This window comes from Paracoccus salipaludis, assembly GCF_002287065.1.
GTDB lineage: Bacteria > Pseudomonadota > Alphaproteobacteria > Rhodobacterales > Rhodobacteraceae > Paracoccus > Paracoccus salipaludis.
This window is the reverse complement of record NZ_NSJZ01000001.1, coordinates 176,885-195,891: the sequence shown is the minus strand read 5'-3', so window position 1 is coordinate 195,891 and position 19,007 is coordinate 176,885. Positions and strand designations below refer to the sequence as shown.

The following is a 19,007-nucleotide window of genomic DNA, read 5'->3' as shown; positions in this document are numbered from 1 at the left end:
GGGGCGTCCTGCCGCCCCCCTCACCCGAAGATGCGGTCCAGCGCGGCGTCCAGCGGCGCCGGATCGTCGAAGGCCAGCCGCACGGGCAGCGTCAGGACCTTGGGTCGGAAGCTGCGCGGCAGGCGCGCGGCGTCCTTTTCCGTCGTGACCAGTTGGGCGCCCAGCATCCGCGCCTCGGTTTCCAGCCGCGTCAGCATCTGGCGTGAAAAGGGCTGGTGATCGGCCAGCGCCTCGGCACGGACGATCTCGGCCCCAAGACTGCGAAGCGTCGCGAAGAACTTGTCCGGGTGTCCGATGCCCGCAAAGGCCAGGGCGCGCAGCCCTTCCCAATCCATGCCCGTCATCAGCGGCTTCAGCCGCCCCGTGACGCGCGGCACGGGCAACGCGGGCCAGCGGGCGGTGAAGCTGTCCTGCGCGGCCGCTTCTCCGATCGTCAGCACGAGGTCGGCGCGGGACAGGCCCGCCGCCACCGGCTCTCGCAGGGGACCGGCGGGCAGGCAGAGTCCGTTGCCCCAGCCGCGGGCTGCGTCCACCACGACCAGCGCCAGGTCCTGCGCGAGGCTCGGGTCCTGGAAGCCGTCATCCAGCAGGATCGCCTGCGCGCCCGCCTCGACCGCCGCCTTCGCCCCTGCCGTGCGGTCCTTTGCCACAAAGACCGGGGCGAAGGCCGACAGCAGCAGCGGCTCGTCGCCCACCTGCGCGGCGGAATGGCGGCGCTCGTCCACGCGCAGGGGGCCTGCCTCGGACCCGCCGTGGCCCCGGCTGACCACATGGGCAGCAATCCCGCGCGCGGACAATCGCTCGATCAGGGCGATGACCGTCGGGGTCTTACCAGTGCCGCCGGCATTGAGGTTGCCGACGCAGATCACCGGCACGCCCATGCGCAGGCGCGGGCCGCCTTCCAGCCGCCGGGCCGTGGCGCGGGCGTAAAGCGCCCCCAAGGGGGCCAGCGCGCGGGCGGCCGCACCGGGCGGGCGGTTCCAGAAGGCTGGCGCGGTCAGCATGGAGGCGTGGCCCTCATGGCGCGCCCTCGGGCAGGTCCGACAGGATCGCGTCGGCGATACGGCGGGTGATCTCCGCCCCGGCGGTGGAAACCTCCCACGCCGATCGTGCAAGCCGCGCAGCCGCGTCGGGGGCGCTCAGATCCTCGATCGCCGCGGGCAGCGCGCTCGCCGCGTGGATGCGCCGCGCGCCCCCTGCCCGGTCCAGCCCCTGCCATTCGGCCGCCTGGGCCGACAGGTGCGGCCCATGGACGATGGCCGAGCCCAGGGCCGCAGGCTCGAAGGGATGGCGCGCGACCCCGGCGCCGTTTGTCAGCGTTCCGCCCATGTAGGTGACCGAGGCGAGGCGATACCAGAGCCCCAGTTCGGCGCTGTCCTCGGCCACGAGGACCTGGATGTCGGGTCCGGGGTCCACCGCCTCCCGCAGCGCCACGGCAAGGCCGCGCGCCTCGGCCGCGTCGGCGATGGCGGCGGCCTCCTCGGCGCGGGCGGGCGCGATGATCAGCAGCGCGCGGTGGTGGGCGGACAGCAGGTTCTCCTGCGCGGCCAGCACGGGGACGACCTCGCGCAGGGGCAGCGACGCGGCCAGCCAGACGCGGCGGTCGCGCAGCATCGGGCGCAGGGCCGCAAGCTCGCGCATGTTGCAGCGCAGAGGCGGCAGGATGGGGGCGGCCGTGCCGATGACCTCGATCCGCTGGGGGGCGATGCCTTCGCGCAGCGCGGCCTCGTGCGCGACCTCGTCGGGCACCAGCACCCGGCTGAGCCGCGTGACGGGCCCCCGGCGCGCGCCCCGCCAGACGCGCCGGGCGGCCGCAGCGGCCAGTTGGGTGGGGTTGGCGACCAGGGTGATCGGCACGTCGCCCTCGTCGCAGGCGGCGATCAGGGCGGCCGGAAGCACGCCGTCGGTCAGCACCAGCGCCGCCGGCGCGGCCTGCTCGACCAGCAGCCGGGCCGAGATCGGATCGGACGGCGGCTCGGGCAGAACGGCGGGCACGGCACGGTCGCCGCGTTCCACGGCGACGGGGCCCAGCGCCCCCAGCCGCAGGCCAGGGCGGCGGCGGCGCAGTTCCTGCGCAAGCCCGCGCAGGTCCGACGCGCCACCGCACATCAGGACCAGGGGGCCGTCGCCGGGGGGCAGCACCAGGTCGGAAGGATCGCCCTCGGGACGCGGCCCCCGCAGTTGCCACCAGTAGGCGAGATCGCCGATTCCCGCCACGGCCCGCCCGTCCTCAGGCCGTTCCCGCCTGGGCGGCGGCTTCGGCCGGGTCGTGCAGGCGATGCAGATGCGCGATGAAATAGCGCGTCTGCGCCTGGTCGACGGTCCGCTGGGCCTGTGCCTTCCAGGCGGCATGGGCCGAGGCGAAGTCGGGGAAGATCCCCACGACATGGATGGCGGACGGATCGCGAAACTCGTGCGAGTCGGTCGAAACGAGTTCGCCGCCGTAAACGAGATGCAGGCGCTGGGTCATCGGATCACCTTCGGGCATTGGCTTTCGCCCGGGGAGATAGACCCTGCCACGCCCGAGACCAAGCTTGAATGCATAGAATGTTGCGCGATCCGCATTTGCCGCGAATCGCGCATCGTGGCATACCTTTGTCACGGCCGGGCAGGCCCACAGGACAAGGTTTCGCGTGCGGTGGTTGAGGGGCACGCGGGGGATGCAGGGTTCCGACCTCGAGTCGGAACCCTGCATTTTTTCTAGATCGGCGCCGGTCAAGGGTCGCGCTTGAATCCCGTCTTCGAAGGGCCTAGCGGAGGGCATCCGCTGCGGGCGTGGCGGAATGGTAGACGCATGGGACTTAAACTCCCTGGGGCTGAAGCCCGTGCGGGTTCGAGTCCCGCCGCCCGCACCACCGCTTGCCCTGACCCCGGAGAAAGGAAGTCCGTGTCAGGCATGAGCCGGTGGCGACTCGCGATCGCCCTGGGGTAGAAGGCGCGCATGACATTCTCTTTTCGATCCGCGCTGCCCTTCTGGATGTCGCTGGGGCTGGTGCCGCTGGCCGTGCTGGCGGCCGTCCGGGGCGGCTGGTGGTTCATGCTGATGCCGTCCTACGCCTGGTATCTGGTTACGGCCCTCGACGGGCTGCTGGGGCTGAACGGCGACAACCCCGATGCCGAGACGCCGGTCGCGCGGCTGTTCTGGCATCGCGCCATCACGGTGATCTGGTTCCCGATCCAGGCGGCCGTCACCTTCTGGGCGATCTGGTACGTCACCCATGTCGCGCATCTTGGCGGGTGGGAGAAGCTGGGCGTGTTCTTCGGCCTCGGCGTCATGTCGGGCACGATCGGCATGGTCTATGCCCATGAGCTTCTGCACCAGAAACCTGGCTTCGAGCGCTGGCTGGGCGACCTGATCCTCGCCTCGAACCTGTATTCGCATTTCAGGACCGAGCATCTGCTGGTCCATCATTCCTGGGTGGCGACCCCCGCCGATGCCGTGACGGCGCGCTACAACGAGGGGTTCTTCCGGTATTTCCTGCGCGTGCTGTGGACCTGCCCCCGGTCCGCCTGGCATGCCGAGAAGAAGCTGCTCGCGCGCGCCAGGCGCCCGGTGTGGCACCGGCGCAACCCCTTCTGGCGATACGCCGCGCTGCAAGGGGGGATGCTGCTGCTGGCGGCTGTCCTTGGCGGCTGGCAGGGCGTCCTGCTGTTCGTCTTCCAGGCCTTCATCGCCATTTGGCAGCTCGAGCTGACGAACTATGTCGAGCATTACGGACTGACCCGCCGGCATCTTGGTGCAGGCCGCTACGAGCATGTCCTGCCCCGCCACAGCTGGAACGCAAGCCACACGGCCTCGAACTGGCTGCTGATCAACCTGCAGCGCCATTCGGACCACCATTACAAGCCCGACCGCCGCTTCCCGCTGCTTCAGACCTATGCCGAGGACGAGGCGCCGCAATTGCCCTTCGGCTATCCGGCGATGACCTTCGTGGCGATGGTGCCGCCCTGGTGGCGGCGGCGGATGAACCCGCGCGTGCGCGCCTGGCGGCGGCAGTTCTATCCCGACATCACCGACTGGAAGCCCTACAACCGCGGCGAGACGCCGATGCCGCGCGGGGCGCTGTAAGGAAAAAGGCCCCGCCGGGGCGGACCCGGGCGGGGCGAGTTTGTCCCGCGGCCCAGGAAGGATCCTGCGGCCCGAGACACCGGCGAACCTGCGTCAGGCGGTCTCGGCCATCTCGGCTCGAATCTGCTGACGAAGGATGTCGATGGGTATCATCTTCCCGTCACGGCGGAAATGCCAATAGGTCCAGCCGTTGCACGAGGGAGCGCCTTCCAGCGCAGCGCCGACCTGGTGGATCGAGCCCTTCACGTCGCGCCCGATCACCGAGCCGTCCGCGCGCACCCGCGCGGTGTGGCGGCCGCTCAGGGAAACCAGTTCCTCGCCCGGGCGCAGCATCCCCCGCTCGACCACCTGGCCGAAGGGAATGCGCGGCTCGGCCCGCTTGCTGGTGGTCGTGGCCAGCGCGGCCGCGTCGAGGCGGCGGACGCGGGCCAGGCGACGCTCGGCGACTTCGCGATAGGCGGCCTCGCGCTCGATCCCGATCCAGTCGCGGCCCAGCATCTTGGCGACGGCCCCGGTGGTGCCGGTGCCGAAGAAGGGGTCCAGCACCACGTCGCCGGGATTCGTCGTGCCGACAAGCACCCGGTGCAGCAGGCTTTCCGGCTTCTGCGTCGGATGCGCCTTGCCGCCCTCGGCGTCCTTCAGCCGCTCGCCCCCGGTGCAGATCGGCAGGTTCCAGTCCGAGCGCATCTGGATGCCCTCGTTCAGGGACTTCAGCGCCTCGTAGTTGAAGGTGTATTTCGCACCCTCGGCCTTGGACGCCCAGATCAGCGTTTCATGCGCGTTGGTCAGCCGCTTGCCGCGGAAGTTCGGCATCGGGTTCGACTTGCGCCAGACCACGTCGTTCAGGATCCAGTAGCCCTGGTTCTGCAGCTCGGCGCCGACGCGGAAGATGTTGTGATAACTGCCGATCACCCAGATCGCGCCCGTGGGCTTCAGCAACCGGCGCGCGGCGGCCAGCCAGTCGCGGGTGAAACGGTCATAGGCCGCGAAGCTGCCGAACTGGTCCCAGGCGTCGTCCACCGCATCGACGCGGCTGTTGTCGGGACGGTGCAGCTCTCCGCGAAGCTGCAGGTTGTAGGGCGGATCGGCGAAGATCAGGTCCACCGAGGCCTCGGGCAGCCCGTTCATCACCTCGATGCAGTCGCCTGCGAGGATGCTGTTGAGCGGCAATGTCTGGCTGCGCGCGGGAGTCCGCGCCGAGGTCTTCGTGGTGGTCATCTCTGCTCTCCGGCGGCGTTCGGAACCGCTGTTTTGTTGTCCACAGGATGAGTCAGAGGTGATTCGGCGTCAATTGTTATTTTGAATCAGAGATTTAGGCTGGGGTCTGGACACAATATCTTGTGGATGGCCGGAAATCCCATCCTATGGAACGGGGTTGCCCCCTTCTCGGCCAGGGCCCGGCGGTGCGTTTCGGTGGGGTAGCCCATGTTCTGTTCCCACCCGTAACCGGGGAACTGTTGCGCCAGATCCGCCATGATCCGGTCGCGTTCGACCTTGGCGATGATCGAGGCCGCCGCGATGGAGAGGCACGCGGCATCCCCCCGGACGATGGCCTCGGCCGGGCAGTCGAGACCCCAAGGCAGGCGCTTGCCATCGACCAGCGCCATGCAGGGACGCTGCCGCAGCCCGGCCACGGCCCGGCGCATGGCAAGGTGGCTGGCGTAGTGGATGTTGAGCTGCCCGATCTCCGCGACGCTGGCATGGGCGATCGACCAGTCGGCGCAGTCCTTGATCTGCTCCGCCAGTTGCCGGCGCCTGGCGGGCGACAGCTTCTTGGAATCGTCGAGCCCCCGCGGGATGCCCCTGCGCGGCAGGATCACCGCCGCCGCCGTGACCGGCCCGGCCAGCGGCCCGCGCCCGACCTCGTCCACGCCGCAGATGAAGCGTGCGCCCTGCGCCATGCAGGCGCGCTCGTGGCGGAAAGTGGGGCGGGGCCTGGGTTCCTTCATGGCCGCGTTCTACCCCCGTGCGGGCGATGCGGCCAGCCTGCGCACAAGGGACCGACGGGGAGCCCTTGCGTCACGGCTGCATGGGTATTTGGGTCAGGAAGAAACACGAGGTCTTCTTCCTGACCAAATACCCTCCGGGAGTCCGGGGGCGGACAGCCCCCGGTCCGACCGTGCCGACGGAACCTAGCCTGCCCGGCCCGTGCCGTGGGTGCCGAACCACAGCGGCGCGTGGCGGTTCACGTCCTTGTAGAGCAGGTAGCGGAAGCGGCCGGGACCGCCCGCATAGCAGGCCTGCGGGCAGAAGGCGCGCAGCCACATGAAGTCTCCGGGGCCCACCTCGACCCAGTCGCGGTTCAGGCGATAGACCGCCTTGCCCTCCAGCACGAAAAGACCGTGCTCCATCACGTGGGTTTCCGCGAAGGGGATCGAGCCGCCGGGCTGGAAGGTCACGACCGTGATGTGCATGTCGTGCCGCAGATCGGCGGGGTCCATGAAGCGGGTCGTGGCCCAGGCCCCTTCCGTGTCGGGCATCGGCGAGGGCGTGATGTCCTGTTCCCGTGCCACGATCGGGTCGGGGGGCGTGATCCCGGCGGCGGGCTGCCACCGCTTGCGCCACCAGTGGAAGCCCGCGTTGCCCGGCGTGGCGTTGCGGACGGACCAGGGCGTGCCGGGCGGGACATAGGCGAAGCCGCCGGGGGTCAGGCGGTGGGTCGCGCCGGCGATGGTGATGTCCAGGTCGCCTCCGGTGACGAAGATCGCGGACTGGACCTCGGGGTCCTCTTCGGGGGTGTCGCAGCCGCCGCCCTCGGTCAGTTCGACGACATACTGGCTGAAAGTTTCCGCGAATCCCGACATGGGCCGCGCGAGCATCCACATCCGCATCCCCGTCCAGCCGGGCAGGAAGCTGGTGACGATGTCGCGCATCACGCTGCGCGGGATCACCGCATAGGCATTGGTGAAGACCGCCGTGTCGGTGGTCAGTCCCGTCTGCGGGGGCAGCCCGGCCACCGGTCCCGCATAGCTGCCCCGCAGCGCGGGCGCGGGCGCCTCTGCCTTTCCGGGGATCTGGGCAGGATTGCCGGTGGGCGTCGTGTCGTCGATCATCGCTGCGGTCCTTGCTGGGTGGCGCGGCAGTCGCGGGGCCGTTCCCTCGGCGGGACAGGCACGCAAGCGCGGCGCGGGATGTCAGATGTGGTCATGCCCGCCCTCTCGTCCGGGACGCCAGTAGCCCTCGCAGACAAGCTGGTCCTTTGTCGCGCCCTCGTCCTGCAGGCGATGGCGCAGGGCGCGCACGGTGCCGGTTTCGGCCAGCAGGTAGGCCGTCCCCTGCCCCAGCGTCAGGCCGCTGGCGGCCAGCGCACCCCCCAGAAGCGAACTGGGCCGGGCAGGCCCGTTTCGGTGGACCCAGCGGATCTCGGCATCCGTTCCGGCAGGGACCGGCTGCTCCCAGCCGGCATCGGGAACCTCGACGATCGCCCGGACGGCAGCGCCCTGCGGCAGCGCCTCGATCATGTGCAGGATGGCGGGCAGCGCCGTCTCGTCGCCGATCATCAGGTGAAAGCCGGTGTCGCGCAGGAAGGTGCGCCCCCTGGGTCCGCGCGCCTGCACCCGGTCGCCAGCCCGGGCGGTCCGGGCAAAGCGGGGGCCGGGCGTGTCGGCGTGCATGACGAAGTCCACCCACAGCGTCCCCTTCGCCGCATCCGCCCCGCGGATCGTGTAATGGCGCCGCCCCTCGGTCCCGTCCGGCAGTGGCAGCAGGAAGACCAGGTCGTTGCCCGGCTTGTAGCCGGGCAGCCCGTCCGCGCAGGTGAAGACGACGCGGCGCAGGCCGGGGTGGAGGTCGAAGGCCTCGACCACGGTCAGATCCAGCAGGGGCAAGGAGGGACGGCCCGGGGTTGGGGTTGCGGCAGGTTCCTGATTCATGGAGGTGTCCCTTCGTGCTGGAGATGCGGCAGCCGATCCTGCCGCTCGATGGGGTGCTGCGGGCAAAAGCCGGCGCATCGCTGCCTGGCCCCCCTGTTCCATGGCGGGCCGACAAGAGCAATCCGGGCTCCGCCGCGCCTCACGATCTTCTTCCTGACCCAAATACCCATGCGCCCGTGCCGCCGGAGCGGGCGTGCGCCGGGTGAGAGCCTATCCCAGCGCCGCCTTCAGCCGCAGTTCGGCAATGCGCGTGACCTGGCGCTCGGCCTCGGCCCGTTCGGTGGCCGTGTCGTTCTCGACCCGGCGCGCCATCGCCGCCATGATTCCCGGCTTGTCGTGGTCGCGCACGGCGATGATGAAGGGGAAGCCGTGGCGGGCCACATAGGCCTCGTTCAGGCGGGTGAACTCGGCGCGTTCCGCGTCGGTCAGGGCGTCAAGCCCGGCGCTGGCCTGTTCGGCGGTCGAATCCGCCGTCAGGCGCTTCGCCGCCGCGAGCTTGCCGGCAAGGTCCGGGTGGGCGCGCAGCACCTGCAACCGCTCGTCATCGGACGCCGCGCGGAAGACCCGCGCCATGGCGGCCGCAAGCCCTGCAGCGCTGTCATGGGCCGCGCCCATCTCGGCGTCCCAGGTCCGCTCGGCCACCCACGGGGAATGTTCGTAGATCGAGCCGAAGCGTTCGACGAAAGCGGCCCGGTCCATCTGCGAGGGCCGCTCGCCTGCCGCAAAGGGATGCGTCGCCGCCCAATGGCGCGCGATGTCCAGCCGCGTAGCGAACCACACGCCCTCATGCGCGCGGGCATGGTCGAGGAAGCGTTTCAGTCCCTCGGCCCGGCCCGGCCGCCCGGCCAGGCGGCAGTGAAGGCCGATGGACAGCATCCGCGCCCTGCCCTCGCCGCCTTCCCGGTACAGGCAATCGAAGGCGTCGCGCAGATACAGGAAGAACTCCTCGCCATTGGTGAAGCCGCCGTTGGCGAAGCGCATGTCATTGGCGTCCAGCGTATAGGGCACCATCAGCTGCGGACGGCCGTTGTGGACGTGCCAGAAGGGCAGCTCGTCGGCATAGGTGTCGGCCAGATACTCGAAGCCGCCCTCCTCGCAGCCCAGCGGCACCGTGTTCATGGACGCCCGGCCCTGGTAGAAGCCCAGGGGCCGCGCGCCCGTGACCTGCGTGTGCAGTTCGACCGCCTGCCGGATGTGCTCGGCCTCGATCTCGCGCGGGACGTCCTTGTAGTCGATCCACTTCAGCCCGTGGGTCGCCATCTCCCATCCGGCATCGATCATGGCGCGGGTCTGTTCGGGGCTGCGGGCCAGCGCCGTCGCCACGCCGTAGCAGGTGACGGGAATGCCCTCGAGCATCCGGTAAAGCCGCCAGAAGCCCGCGCGGGCGCCGTAGTCGTAGATCGTTTCCATGTTCCAGTGGCGCTGGCCCTGCCAGGGCTGGGCGCCGACGATTTCCGACAGGAAGGCTTCCGAGGCGGCGTCGCCATGCTCGACCGAGTTCTCGCCACCTTCCTCGTAGTTCACGACGATCTGCACGGCGATGCGTGCGCCGCCCGGCCATTTCGGATCGGGCGCCTCGGCCCCGTAACCTCGCATGTCCCGGCTGTAGCGCATGTCTCACCCTTCTCGTTCGTGCGGGGGGCAAGGTCATGCGCAAAGCCGCAGTTGTCCAGCGGGCCGCTGCCGGATTTCCGGCAGGCGGCAACCTAGCGTGCGGGCACCAGTTCGCGCTCACGCGGGAGGAAGGCGGTCAGCAGGCCCAGCACCGGCAGGACCGAGCACAGGTTGAAGACGAAGCCGATGCCCCGCGCGTCCGCGACCGCGCCCAGCACGGCCGCCGCGATCCCGCCCATGCCGAAGGCAAAGCCGAAGAACAGCCCCGCGATCAGCCCGGTGCGGCCGGGCACCAGTTCCTGCGCGAAGACCACGATGGCGGGCGCGGCCGAGGCCATGATGGCGCCCACCAGCACGGTCAGGACAGCGGTCACGGTCAGCCCCGCATGCGGCAGCAGCAGGGAAAACGGCAGCACGCCCAAGATCGAGAACCAGATCACCCTGCGCGCGCCCACCCGGTCGCCTGCGATGCCCCCCAGCATCACGCCCGCGGCCGAGCCGAAGAGCAGCAGGAACAGCATCACCTGCGCGCCTTGCGCGGACATCGAGAACTTCTCGATCAGGAAGAAGGTGTAGTAGCTGGTCAGGCTGGCCATGTAGAAGGCCTTGGTCATCGACAGGACCGCCAGCACCCCGATGGCCATGACGATGCGCCCCCTGGCGAGACCGGGTCCCGCCGCCACCCGCAGTGCGCCGGCCTTGCGGCGCCCCTCGGCCCATCGGCCGACCTGCCACAGCACGCCCGAACCGGCCAGCGCGATGAGCGCCAGCCAGCCCAGCACCGAGCGCCCCAGCGGCACCACGAGGAAGGCGGCCAGCAGCGGTCCGATGGCCTGCCCGCCGTTGCCGCCCAGCTGGAACAGCGACTGCGCCGTGCCAAACCGTCCACCCGAGGCGGTGCGTGCCACCCGCGAGCTTTCGGGATGGAAGATCGACGACCCGAGCCCGATCAGCATCGCCCCCGTCAGCAGCATCCCGTAGCTGCCCGCCTGCGCCAGCGTCAGCACGCCCGCGAAGCTGCACAGCATCCCCACCGCCAGCGAGCGCGGCATCGGGTGGCGGTCGGTGACCATCCCCACCACCGGCTGCAGCAGCGAGGCCGTGACCTGGAAGGCGAAGGTCATCAGCCCGATCTGCGCGTAGGACAGCGCGAACTCGGCCTTGAGCAGCGGATAGATCGCCGACAGCAGCGATTGCAGGATGTCGTTGACCATGTGGCACAGGCTGATCGCGATCAGCACCGGCCAGACCGGCCCCGCTTTCGCCCGGGCCGAGGTGTCAGGAAGGGCCGTGATATCGCTGGTCGTCATGGGGCGGCTTCTCTCGGATGGGGAGTCGCCGTCTTTTCTGCCCGCTTTTCAAGAGCGCGTCACCCTCGGGAAGGCAGATCCGCCGGAAGGCCTATTGCGAGACACGGCCTCAGGCTTACACCAATCTGTCAATCCTCTCAATTGTCATGTTGACGTAACGTCAATGGGGTGTAGCCTTGGTAGAACCAGTGATACCAGTCCTTTTTGTCAACTTCTGCGGATGGTGAAGCATCTTCTATAATCCCTGCCGCAAGGATCGGAATGATATGGCTAATTTATCCAGGCACGGGACCAGACTCACGCGATCGGCGAATGGACGCGGCACACCAGTGACCTGGGCAGGGATCCGTGGCGTGATCATGGATCGAATCACTCATGGCATCTACCCTCCCGGCTCGCTCATCCCCACGGAACAGGAATTCGCGGCCGAATTCGGAAGCGCGCGCGCGACCGTGAACCGTGCGCTGACCTCGCTGGCCGAGCGGGGCGTGGTCGAACGCCGCCGCCGTGTCGGCACGCGCGTCGTCCTGGGCCTTGAGCCGCGCACGCAGCAGGTCAGCCTTCCAGTCTTCCGCGACCTGGTGGAAGAGCGCGGCGGCCGCTTCAGCTTCCGCTTCCTCGGCCCGGTGGAGCGCCCGGTCCCCGCCGAAGTGCAGGAGCGCCTGTTCCAGAGCGACCCGCAGGACATCGTGGAGCACTGCACGCTGATCTGCTCGGACGACACGGTGATCTGCGCCGAGCGGCGCTGGACCGACACATCGGCCCTGCCCGCGCTGACCGAGGAGGTGATGACCTCGACCACCGCCAACGAATGGCTTGCCTGCCATGCCGCGATCTCGCTTTGCGAGCAGGTGATCTCGGCCAGGCGCGCAGGCGAGGTCGAGGCTGACCGCATGCTGCGCTGCCCGGCCGACACACCGGTGCTGGTCTATGACTCGACGCTGTGGATCAAGACGCAGCCGGTCAGCCGGACGCTGCACTGCTTCGCGCCCGGCTTCGAGATGGACCGCCCGATCGGCTGAGTTCAGCGCCGGCGCAGGGCCGCGAAATCGGGGGCACGCTTGCCCAGAAAGGCCGCGATCCCCTCACCCGCCTCGGCCGAGGCGAGCGCGATCGCCATCGGCTCGACCTCGGCATCAAGCTGCGCGTCCATCAGCGCCGCCCGCGCGCCGGTCAGAAGCGCCTTGATCCCCGCCTGCGCCTCGGCCGGACCCTGGGCCAGCCGGTGGGCCATGGCTTCGGCCGCAGCCAGCACCTCGCCGGGTTCGGCCACGGCATTGATCGCCCCCAGGTCAAGCAGCCGCTGCGCCTCGACCGGGCGGCCCAGCAGGCAGATCTCGGCCACAAGCGCCGGAGGCAGCGCGGCCGTCAGGCTGCCCGTCAGCCCCCCGTCCGGGATCAGCCCGGCATTGATGTAAGAGGCCGTGAAGCGCGCGTCCCTTGCCGCCACGATCAGGTCGCAGGCCAGCGCCAGCGAGAAGCCCGCCCCCGCCGCGCCGCCCTCGACGGCCGCGATCACGGGCCGCGGACAGTCGAGAATCGACCGGATCAGCGACTGCAGGTCCTCGATCGCCGCGCGGCGGCGCGCATGGGTCATCCCCTGCGCCGTCATCAGCATGGTCAGGTCGCCGCCCGCGCAGAAGAACCCCTCGGCACCCGTCACCACCACGGCCGCGATGCGCGGCTCGGCCGCCGCCTGGGCCAGGGCTGCGCGCAGGCCGTCATAGAACCCCGGCGTCAGCGCGTTGCGACGCTGCGGATTGTCGTTGACCACAACGAGATGCGTGCCCCGATCCTCGATCCGGCAGTTCTGCTGCATGTATCCTCTCCCCCTTGGCCCGGCGCAGGCTAGGCGCGGGACCCGCGAAGCGGCAAGCCCCGCCGACGCAAGGTCACGCGGCGCGCCTGCCACAGGTCAATCATTGTTGACCCGATGCGTCTTGGCAGGACCTCGCCAGGCTGCGAGTGATGGTTTTCGCCGTTCGAAGGAGCCATTGCCGCATGTCCCGCCCGTTGCCGATTCTGACCGCCGCAACGCTGATGCTGTCCGCCGCGCTGCCCGCCCTGGCACAGGACAAGCGCGTCAACATGGTGCCGGCGGACATCGAGGCGGCCACCTACGCTGGCACGGGCGAGCTGCCCTCGGGCCAGTCGGCGCTGACGGCCAAGGTCCAGATCCTTCTGGACCGCTCGGGCGTGTCGCCGGGCGTGGTGGACGGCTTCCGCGGCGGAATGAGCGAAAGCGCCATCCGTGCCTTCGAGCGCATGCATGGCCTGCCTCAGGACGGGCGGCTTGACCCCCAGGTCTGGACGCTGCTGCAGAACCATGCGGGCGCGCCCCTGACCAGCACCTACACGGTCACGTCCGAGGATGCGGGCGGGCTGGTCGAGAGCATCCCGAACGACTACGCCGAAAAGGCCAAGATGTCGTCGATGGGCTTTACCTCGGTGCAGGAGAAGCTGGCCGAGCGCTTTCACATGGACGAGAAGTTCCTGGTGCAGCTGAACCCCGGCAAAAGCTTCGTGCCGGGCGAAACGCTGAACGTGACGGTGCCCGCGACACCGATGAGGGCCAAGGTCCTGCGCGTCATCGTGGATGCGGAACGCGGCCGGGTCGCAGCCTATGATGCAAGCGGCCGGATGGTCGCGGATTACCCGGCGACGGTCGGCTCGGATGCGACACCCTCGCCCCAGGGGACCCATCTGGTCGAAGCGGCGGTGCTGGACCCCGACTACACCTACAATCCGAACATCAACTTCAAGCAGGGCGACAACGACAAGGTGCTGCGCATCCCGCCGGGGCCGAACGCGCCGGTCGGAAACGTCTGGATCGACCTCTCGAAGCCCACCTATGGCATCCATGGCACGCCCACTCCCTCCAAGCTCTTCGTCAACCAGAGCAACGGATGCGTGCGGCTGACCAACTGGGACGCCCAGGAACTGGCCCGCATGGTGCAGCCGGGGCAGACGGTGGTGGACTTCCTTGCCCCCGGAGTGGCCATCGCCGACGTGACCCCCGCCGTCGCGCCGACGATCCTGCCGGACCCTTCGGGGATCGCCGCTGCAACCACCGACGTGGCCACTGCGGGACAGGCTGGCGCCGCCCCTGCCCCCACGATCACGGCCAGCCGGCCTGCCCCTCGCCGGACGCTGCCGGGCACGACGCCGGTCAGCGGCACGATGCTGCCCGCCGACGCCCCCGTGTCTACCGCGGCGACGGACGATGCAGTCCCGGTCCCGTCCGCCCCTCTTCCTGCTCCCGGAATCGACCCGCTGGCGGCCGCGCTGAGCAGCGCGAGCGACGGCGCACTCGATCCGCAGGCCCTGCCCGCCCCGGCGCAGACCGGCGTCCTGCCGGGGAACATCAACTGATGCGGCAGGGGCCGGCCACCGCGCTGGTTCTGGCCATGGCCCTGGCGGTGCCCGCCACCGCGCAGGAAAGCGCTCCGCCCGTGCCCAGCCCCGCTGCATCGGCAGACGCGGACCGTCCCGCCCCGCGCCCCGACGCGGGTGGGAACAGGCCCGATGGCCGGCCCGCGCCTGCCTTGGCTCCTGCCCCTGCCCCGGTTCCGGCCCCGGCGGGATCGCTGATCCCGCCTGAAACCTATGCCGAACCCGTCGAGCCCTTCCGCAAGGTGCTGTCGCCGCTTGTGCCCAAGGTGGCGCGCGAGTCTGACTTCGACCACGCCGCCTGCCTTTACGGGCTGACGCTTCTGGGCGTGGATCATGTCGAGGTCGCGCCCGTCGTCGATCCGGATCAGCGCGAGTGTGGCATCTCCCGTCCCGTCGAGATCCGCGCGATCCAGCCCGGCGTCACGCTGGAAGGCGGCGCGGTCATGCGCTGCGACACCGCCCGAGCCTTGGCACTGTGGACGCGCGAGATGGTGATCCCGGCCGCCCGGCGGATGGCGGGCAGCCCACGGCTGACCTCGATCGCCACGGGCACGAGCTATTTCTGCCGCGGCGTCGTGGGCGACGGGCCCGAGGCGCGGCTGTCGGAACATGCGCTGGGCAACGCGCTCGACATCGCGGGCTTCGGCTTCGAGGGCGGCACTCGGCTGGAGATCGCACCCGCCGCCGACCGGGGCGGACTGGACACCGCCTTCCAGAACACGGTGCAGTCCGGGGCGTGCCTTTTCTTCACGACGGTCCTGGGGCCGGGCAGCAATGCCGCCCATGACGACCACCTGCACCTGGACACCAAGCCGCGCAAGGGGGGCCTCCGCCTCTGCCAGTGACGTTCAGCGGCGCTTGCGTTCCAGGTCGAGATAGCCCGGATCGAACCGCGCAAGACGGACGAGGCCGGGCCAGTCCAGCACCTCGATCTCGGTCCCCGACCAGCGCACCAGCTTGCGGTCGCGCAGGTCACGGACGGCCCGGTTGATGTGGATGGGGGAATAGCCCAGGATGCAGGCCAGTTCCCGCTGCAGCAGTGGCAGCGTCATCCTGTGGTTCTTCGCCACGCCGACGGCAGCCAGGCGCGTGTAGATTTCGCAGATCAGGTGGGCCAGATGCGCGCTCGACCGCAGCGCGTTGGCGGCGACCAGCCACTGCCGGTGGATCGCGCCGTCGATTGCCGTTGTCATCCACAACAGCCGCGTCAGGTGCGGGTGGTTGTTGGTCAGTTCCTCGATATGGGCGTGATCGACGAACTCGACCTCGGTCGGGCCGAAGGCGACGATGCTTTCCTGGACCTCGGACAGCACGAAGCCGTGCAGGTCCATGAAGTCGCCGGGGACATGCAGGGCGCTGACGACGCGCTGGGTGGTCCGGCCCGGAAGGATGTGCAGCCGCCCCGCCATTCCGCGCAGGACAAGGCAGCTTTGCGTCGGCTCGGTTCCGGCCTGGACGATGGTCTGGCCGTTGTCGAAGCAGCGCGTTTCGGTCGGGATCGTGCGCAGCCTCGCCAAGTCGCGCGCACTCAATTCGTCACGCTGTTGAAGGTAACGGATAAAATATTCCGTAAGCGCCATGTTCCACTCCGCCGCACTGGCCAGCGGCTGATTGTCGGGCAGCAAGCAAGGATGCAATGCCGAGAAACACCGCTTTAACAAAAGACAATGCAGTGCCTTGGCAGGACCTGACAAATACCAAAAGGGGCGGACTGCGCCGCCCCTTTCGTCTGCAAGCGTTGCCGCGTTCAGCGCCGGTTCGGATCGCCGTTCACGTCGCGGTCGCCGATGACCTGGCCACGCTCGTCCTCGATCTCGACCTCGGTCTTGCGGACGGTGTCCCGCACGGTCTCGACATGCGACTCGACGTCCTTGTTCAGCCCGATCTCCTCGACGACGCGGGCTTCCTTGTGGACCACGGGCGCCTCGGCGTATTCGCGCGCCTCGATGCTGCGCTCCTGGAAGTCGGCCGAGTCGGCGGGGCGATCGACCGCGCGGCGCTCGACATGGACGCGCTCGCTGCGCAGTTCCACGTCATGCTCGATCGGGGTTTCCACCACATACGAGCGCACGCGGACACGCCCGCCCTCGGTCTGGCGCTTGGCAACCGTCAGGCGCTCCTCGACGACGTCGATCTTGCCGTCGGCGTTCAGGTCGGCGTCATACGAAGCCTCGCGGGTGGTGGAAATGCCACCGGTCGCCGCGCCCGTGGTCGTGTCCATGTCGGCAGCGCCGGCGGTGGCGGAATAGCCGGTCCACCCCTCGCTGCGCCATTCGGCCTCACGCGCATCCAGGTCCACCGCGCCTTCGCTGTCCAGGATGTCCAGCGCGGTCTCGTACTGGTGCTCGGGGATGTTGCGGACGGTGACAAGATAGCCGCCGCGGTCCAGACCCTCGGCATAGGCGTAGCGGTCCTCCTCGGGGAAGAAGAAGTCGCCGATCGATTCGAAGAAGCCGCGGTCGGTGCGAGCCTCGCCCGAGTAATCCTGCGTGCCGCCCGTGCTGGCATTGTCGTTGCCGGTCAGCACGACGTCGGCCACGCCGGCCGCCTCAAGGGCAGCCACGGCCCGGTCGGCCTCGGCCTTGCTGTCGAACAAAGCCGAAAGGCTGCGCATCGAACCGGTGTTCACGGATTCCATAGCCATTTTCACGTCCTCACAAGTTACAGATCGCGGTCGGGAAGACCGCCCTAGCCCTCGCCGGGGCCGGATTCGGCCGCTCCGGGCTCCAGCTGCTCGACCACGGCGCGCTGGCGGCGGAGTGTCACCGGAACCTCGACCGTCTCGGTCACGCGGGTCCGGCGAATGTGGATCTCTTCAACAACGAAAAGCCTGGTGACGAGCACCGCGCGTTCTTCGACGACGGGGATGATGGTGACGTCGCCTTCCTCGCGCGGGCCGGGCACGGCCTCGACCTCCCGCTCGACGGGGTGGCGGGTGACCTCCACCGTCTCGGCCTCAAGGGCCACCGGATAAAGCACCGGCCCCTCGTCGGTCACGACCCGAACCCGGACGCCGCCCGTTTCGCGCCGTTCGACCGAAACATGCGCTTGCTCTTGGGCGATGGTCAGGACATCTTCTCGGGAAGAGTCCTCGCCCGCTAGTCGGCCGGCCACTCCCTCGGGATCCTGTCGATCCGCGGGGCGATAGCCTGCGGGTTCGCGATCGGTGCTGGCCGTCATCGAGGGCTTGAGCCTTTCGTCGTTGTCTGGTTGCGGCACATCCACTTCTGCCGCTGTCCCCCATGAACGTGACCACGCGGCCCGCGGTTTCGGCGATTGATAAAAGTTTTCTCTGCCTTCGCCTCGGAGGAGCCGAGCCGCGCGGCTTCAGACGGGGCGACCCGCCGAGCGCGCGCGATTCGCCAGGACGTCCTCGAGCAGGCGGAAGCTGTGGCCCGCGTCCGGTGATTGCAGCGCCACAAAGCCGTCCAGCGCGGGCTGCATCCGCACCGCCTCATCCAGTCGGGGATCGCTTCCGGGGGCGTAAAGCCCGGCTTTGATCATCAGCTCCGATTCGGCATAAAGCCCAAGCGCCGCGCGCGCCCGGCCGATCAGCGCGTTCTCGGCCGCCGTAGCCGCTTGGGGAAGCGAGCGCGAGACTGACCGGAGCACGTCCACGGCCGGAAAACGCCCGCGTTCGGCGATGACACGGTCCAGCACCACATGGCCGTCCAGAACGCCGCGCAGGATGTCGGCCACCGGCTCCTCCATGTCCGAGCCCGCCACCAGCACGCTGAAGATCGCGGTGATGTCGCCCGCACCCTCGGGTCCCGGTCCTGATCGCTCGGCCAAGGCCATGATCATCTGCGAGGTCGAGGGCGGAAAGCCGCGATAGCTGGGCGCCTCGCCCGAGGCGAGTGCGATCTCGCGGTGCGCCTCGGCAAATCGCGTGATCGAATCGGCCAGGAACAGGACGTGGCGCCCCTCGTCCCGGAAGTGCTCGGCGACCGCCATCGCGGCCCAGGCGCAGCGCCGCCGCATCAGCGGCGACTGGTCCGACGTCGCGGCCACTACCACCGCCCGGGCCATCCCTTCGGGGCCCAGCGTCGTTTCCACGAACTCGCGCAGCTCCCGTCCCCGCTCGCCCACCATGGCGATCACGACGACATCGGCCGTGACCCCTCGCGCCAGCGCCGACAGCAGCGTCGATTTTCCGACGCCCGAGCCCGCGAAAAGCCCGATCCGCTGCCCCCGGACAATGGGCAGCAGCGTGTCGAACACCGCAAGTCCCGTGTCGAGCCGCCCGCCAAGGCGCCGGCGAGAGGCGGCGGGCGGCGGCGGATTGCGATAGCGCCGCTCCTGCGCGCCACGCGGCAGGGGACGCCCGTCCAGCGGGCGGCCCAGCGGATCGACGATGCGGCCGATCCAGGCCGTGCAGGGCGAGATCGCAGGCCGGAACAGCAGCTCGGCCTGCGCGCCGATGGACAGCCCGTCCGTCGCTCCTTCGGGCAGGACCAGCGCACACTTGGGGTCCAGCGCGATCACCTCGCCGCTCAGCGCACCCTCCATCAGCGCCACGCGGTCGCCCACCGAGGCGATGTGGTTCAGCCCGCCGACCTCGACCAGCCCCGCCCGGATCGCGGCCACGCGGCCGAAATGACGACTGACGCGCAGGTCCCGGATGCGCGCCGCCACGGATTCGATCCTGTCCATTCCGTTCCCCTGACCTGCGGAAAATGCATTTCGCGAAACGGTTTATAAACCTGTTGCGGTTAAGACCGGGTTTATCGCGGCTGAGGAGGATCCTCT

General features: G+C 69.4%; 18 protein-coding genes and 1 tRNA gene. 5 read left to right on the top strand and 14 right to left on the bottom strand.

The features are described from left to right. Positions 1 to 20 precede the first annotated feature (20 nt). From lpxK to CK240_RS00960, 3 genes are read right to left on the bottom strand one after another with little or no spacing between them, the layout of a single operon-like run. Entirely contained in the window at positions 21 to 1,001 is a 981-nt protein-coding gene (gene lpxK / locus CK240_RS00970) for a tetraacyldisaccharide 4'-kinase (RefSeq protein ID WP_420818597.1), read from the bottom strand. 16 nt (positions 1,002 to 1,017) lie between these two features. Then, the gene (locus CK240_RS00965; protein ID WP_095638462.1) at positions 1,018 to 2,217 is read right to left on the bottom strand and encodes a 3-deoxy-D-manno-octulosonic acid transferase; all 1,200 of its coding nucleotides are present in this window, start codon (positions 2,215 to 2,217) and stop codon (positions 1,018 to 1,020) included. Between the two features lie 13 nt (positions 2,218 to 2,230). Further along, positions 2,231 to 2,470 carry a DUF4170 domain-containing protein gene (locus CK240_RS00960; RefSeq protein ID WP_095638461.1) on the bottom strand — a complete coding sequence of 80 codons (240 nt, stop codon included), beginning with the start codon at positions 2,468 to 2,470 and terminating at the stop codon, positions 2,231 to 2,233. 299 nt (positions 2,471 to 2,769) lie between these two features. Here CK240_RS00960 and CK240_RS00955 point away from each other — a divergent pair. Together CK240_RS00955 and CK240_RS00950 are read left to right on the top strand one after the other, a co-directional pair. Further along, positions 2,770 to 2,855: transfer RNA gene (locus CK240_RS00955), tRNA-Leu, on the top strand. Positions 2,856 to 2,941: 86 nt separating this feature from the next. Continuing rightward, positions 2,942 to 4,069, top strand: coding sequence for an alkane 1-monooxygenase (locus CK240_RS00950; RefSeq protein WP_095638460.1), 1,128 nt, complete (start codon positions 2,942 to 2,944; stop codon positions 4,067 to 4,069). Positions 4,070 to 4,162: 93 nt separating this feature from the next. Here CK240_RS00950 and CK240_RS00945 read toward each other — a convergent pair whose 3' ends face one another. The 6 genes from CK240_RS00945 to CK240_RS00920 all read right to left on the bottom strand — a co-directional run bounded on the left by CK240_RS00945 (position 4,163) and on the right by CK240_RS00920 (position 10,865). Then, positions 4,163 to 5,287 (bottom strand): site-specific DNA-methyltransferase, encoded by a 1,125-nt coding sequence (locus CK240_RS00945; protein WP_095638459.1) that lies wholly within the window; start codon positions 5,285 to 5,287, stop codon positions 4,163 to 4,165. An 86-nt stretch (positions 5,288 to 5,373) separates the two neighbouring features. Next, positions 5,374 to 6,018, bottom strand: a complete 645-nt coding sequence (locus CK240_RS00940) for a ribonuclease HII (protein ID WP_167649938.1) — start codon at positions 6,016 to 6,018, stop codon at positions 5,374 to 5,376. Between the two features lie 183 nt (positions 6,019 to 6,201). Next, a complete protein-coding gene (locus tag CK240_RS00935) occupies positions 6,202 to 7,122 on the bottom strand; it encodes a bifunctional allantoicase/(S)-ureidoglycine aminohydrolase (protein WP_095638458.1) in 921 nt (306 codons plus the stop codon). Between the two features lie 81 nt (positions 7,123 to 7,203). Then, positions 7,204 to 7,896 (bottom strand): siderophore-interacting protein, encoded by a 693-nt coding sequence (locus CK240_RS00930; protein WP_205957735.1) that lies wholly within the window; start codon positions 7,894 to 7,896, stop codon positions 7,204 to 7,206. Positions 7,897 to 8,151: 255 nt separating this feature from the next. Then, positions 8,152 to 9,555: an allantoinase PuuE gene (gene puuE, locus CK240_RS00925; protein WP_095638456.1), complete on the bottom strand. Its 1,404-nt coding sequence runs from the start codon at positions 9,553 to 9,555 to the stop codon at positions 8,152 to 8,154. 92 nt (positions 9,556 to 9,647) lie between these two features. Continuing rightward, a complete protein-coding gene (locus tag CK240_RS00920; RefSeq protein WP_095638455.1) occupies positions 9,648 to 10,865 on the bottom strand; it encodes an MFS transporter in 1,218 nt (405 codons plus the stop codon). Positions 10,866 to 11,224: 359 nt separating this feature from the next. Here CK240_RS00920 and CK240_RS00915 point away from each other — a divergent pair, with 359 nt between their 5' ends. Continuing rightward, positions 11,225 to 11,887, top strand: a complete 663-nt coding sequence (locus CK240_RS00915) for a GntR family transcriptional regulator (protein ID WP_240517256.1) — start codon at positions 11,225 to 11,227, stop codon at positions 11,885 to 11,887. Between the two features lie 2 nt (positions 11,888 to 11,889). Here the strand turns inward: CK240_RS00915 and CK240_RS00910 are convergent, their stop codons facing one another. Further along, positions 11,890 to 12,684, bottom strand: coding sequence for an oxepin-CoA hydrolase, alternative type (locus CK240_RS00910; RefSeq protein WP_095638453.1), 795 nt, complete (start codon positions 12,682 to 12,684; stop codon positions 11,890 to 11,892). 182 nt (positions 12,685 to 12,866) lie between these two features. Between CK240_RS00910 and CK240_RS00905 the strand changes: the two genes are divergently transcribed. After that, a complete protein-coding gene (locus tag CK240_RS00905; protein WP_095638452.1) occupies positions 12,867 to 14,237 on the top strand; it encodes a L,D-transpeptidase family protein in 1,371 nt (456 codons plus the stop codon). Further along, the gene (locus CK240_RS00900; RefSeq protein WP_095638451.1) at positions 14,237 to 15,103 is read left to right on the top strand and encodes an extensin-like domain-containing protein; all 867 of its coding nucleotides are present in this window, start codon (positions 14,237 to 14,239) and stop codon (positions 15,101 to 15,103) included. Before CK240_RS00905 ends, CK240_RS00900 begins: the two co-directional genes overlap by 1 nt. Before the next feature lie 3 nt (positions 15,104 to 15,106). Here CK240_RS00900 and CK240_RS00895 read toward each other — a convergent pair whose 3' ends face one another. The 4 genes from CK240_RS00895 to CK240_RS00880 form a co-directional block, all read right to left on the bottom strand. Continuing rightward, positions 15,107 to 15,838, bottom strand: a complete 732-nt coding sequence (locus CK240_RS00895) for a Crp/Fnr family transcriptional regulator (protein ID WP_095638450.1) — start codon at positions 15,836 to 15,838, stop codon at positions 15,107 to 15,109. A gap of 167 nt (positions 15,839 to 16,005) precedes the next feature. Further along, entirely contained in the window at positions 16,006 to 16,902 is an 897-nt protein-coding gene (locus CK240_RS19115) for a YsnF/AvaK domain-containing protein (protein WP_240517228.1), read from the bottom strand. 44 nt (positions 16,903 to 16,946) lie between these two features. Next, positions 16,947 to 17,438 carry a YsnF/AvaK domain-containing protein gene (locus CK240_RS00885; protein WP_095638449.1) on the bottom strand — a complete coding sequence of 164 codons (492 nt, stop codon included), beginning with the start codon at positions 17,436 to 17,438 and terminating at the stop codon, positions 16,947 to 16,949. Between the two features lie 147 nt (positions 17,439 to 17,585). Next, positions 17,586 to 18,911 carry a FliI/YscN family ATPase gene (locus tag CK240_RS00880; protein ID WP_167649937.1) on the bottom strand — a complete coding sequence of 442 codons (1,326 nt, stop codon included), beginning with the start codon at positions 18,909 to 18,911 and terminating at the stop codon, positions 17,586 to 17,588. Positions 18,912 to 19,007 lie beyond the last annotated feature (96 nt).

Coding starts and splice junctions, on each gene's coding strand:
- CK240_RS00960 (WP_095638461.1), bottom strand. CDS start 2,470: ATGACCCAGCGCCTGCATCTCGTTTACGGCGGCGAACTCGTTTCGACC.
- CK240_RS00950 (WP_095638460.1), top strand. CDS start 2,942: ATGACATTCTCTTTTCGATCCGCGCTGCCCTTCTGGATGTCGCTGGGG.
- CK240_RS00945 (WP_095638459.1), bottom strand. CDS start 5,287: ATGACCACCACGAAGACCTCGGCGCGGACTCCCGCGCGCAGCCAGACA.
- CK240_RS00940 (WP_167649938.1), bottom strand. CDS start 6,018: ATGAAGGAACCCAGGCCCCGCCCCACTTTCCGCCACGAGCGCGCCTGC.
- CK240_RS00935 (WP_095638458.1), bottom strand. CDS start 7,122: ATGATCGACGACACGACGCCCACCGGCAATCCTGCCCAGATCCCCGGA.
- puuE (WP_095638456.1), bottom strand. CDS start 9,555: ATGCGCTACAGCCGGGACATGCGAGGTTACGGGGCCGAGGCGCCCGAT.
- CK240_RS00920 (WP_095638455.1), bottom strand. CDS start 10,865: ATGACGACCAGCGATATCACGGCCCTTCCTGACACCTCGGCCCGGGCG.
- CK240_RS00915 (WP_240517256.1), top strand. CDS start 11,225: ATGGATCGAATCACTCATGGCATCTACCCTCCCGGCTCGCTCATCCCC.
- CK240_RS00910 (WP_095638453.1), bottom strand. CDS start 12,684: ATGCAGCAGAACTGCCGGATCGAGGATCGGGGCACGCATCTCGTTGTG.
- CK240_RS00905 (WP_095638452.1), top strand. CDS start 12,867: ATGTCCCGCCCGTTGCCGATTCTGACCGCCGCAACGCTGATGCTGTCC.
- CK240_RS00900 (WP_095638451.1), top strand. CDS start 14,237: ATGCGGCAGGGGCCGGCCACCGCGCTGGTTCTGGCCATGGCCCTGGCG.
- CK240_RS00895 (WP_095638450.1), bottom strand. CDS start 15,838: ATGGCGCTTACGGAATATTTTATCCGTTACCTTCAACAGCGTGACGAA.
- CK240_RS19115 (WP_240517228.1), bottom strand. CDS start 16,902: ATGGCTATGGAATCCGTGAACACCGGTTCGATGCGCAGCCTTTCGGCT.
- CK240_RS00885 (WP_095638449.1), bottom strand. CDS start 17,438: ATGACGGCCAGCACCGATCGCGAACCCGCAGGCTATCGCCCCGCGGAT.
- CK240_RS00880 (WP_167649937.1), bottom strand. CDS start 18,911: ATGGACAGGATCGAATCCGTGGCGGCGCGCATCCGGGACCTGCGCGTC.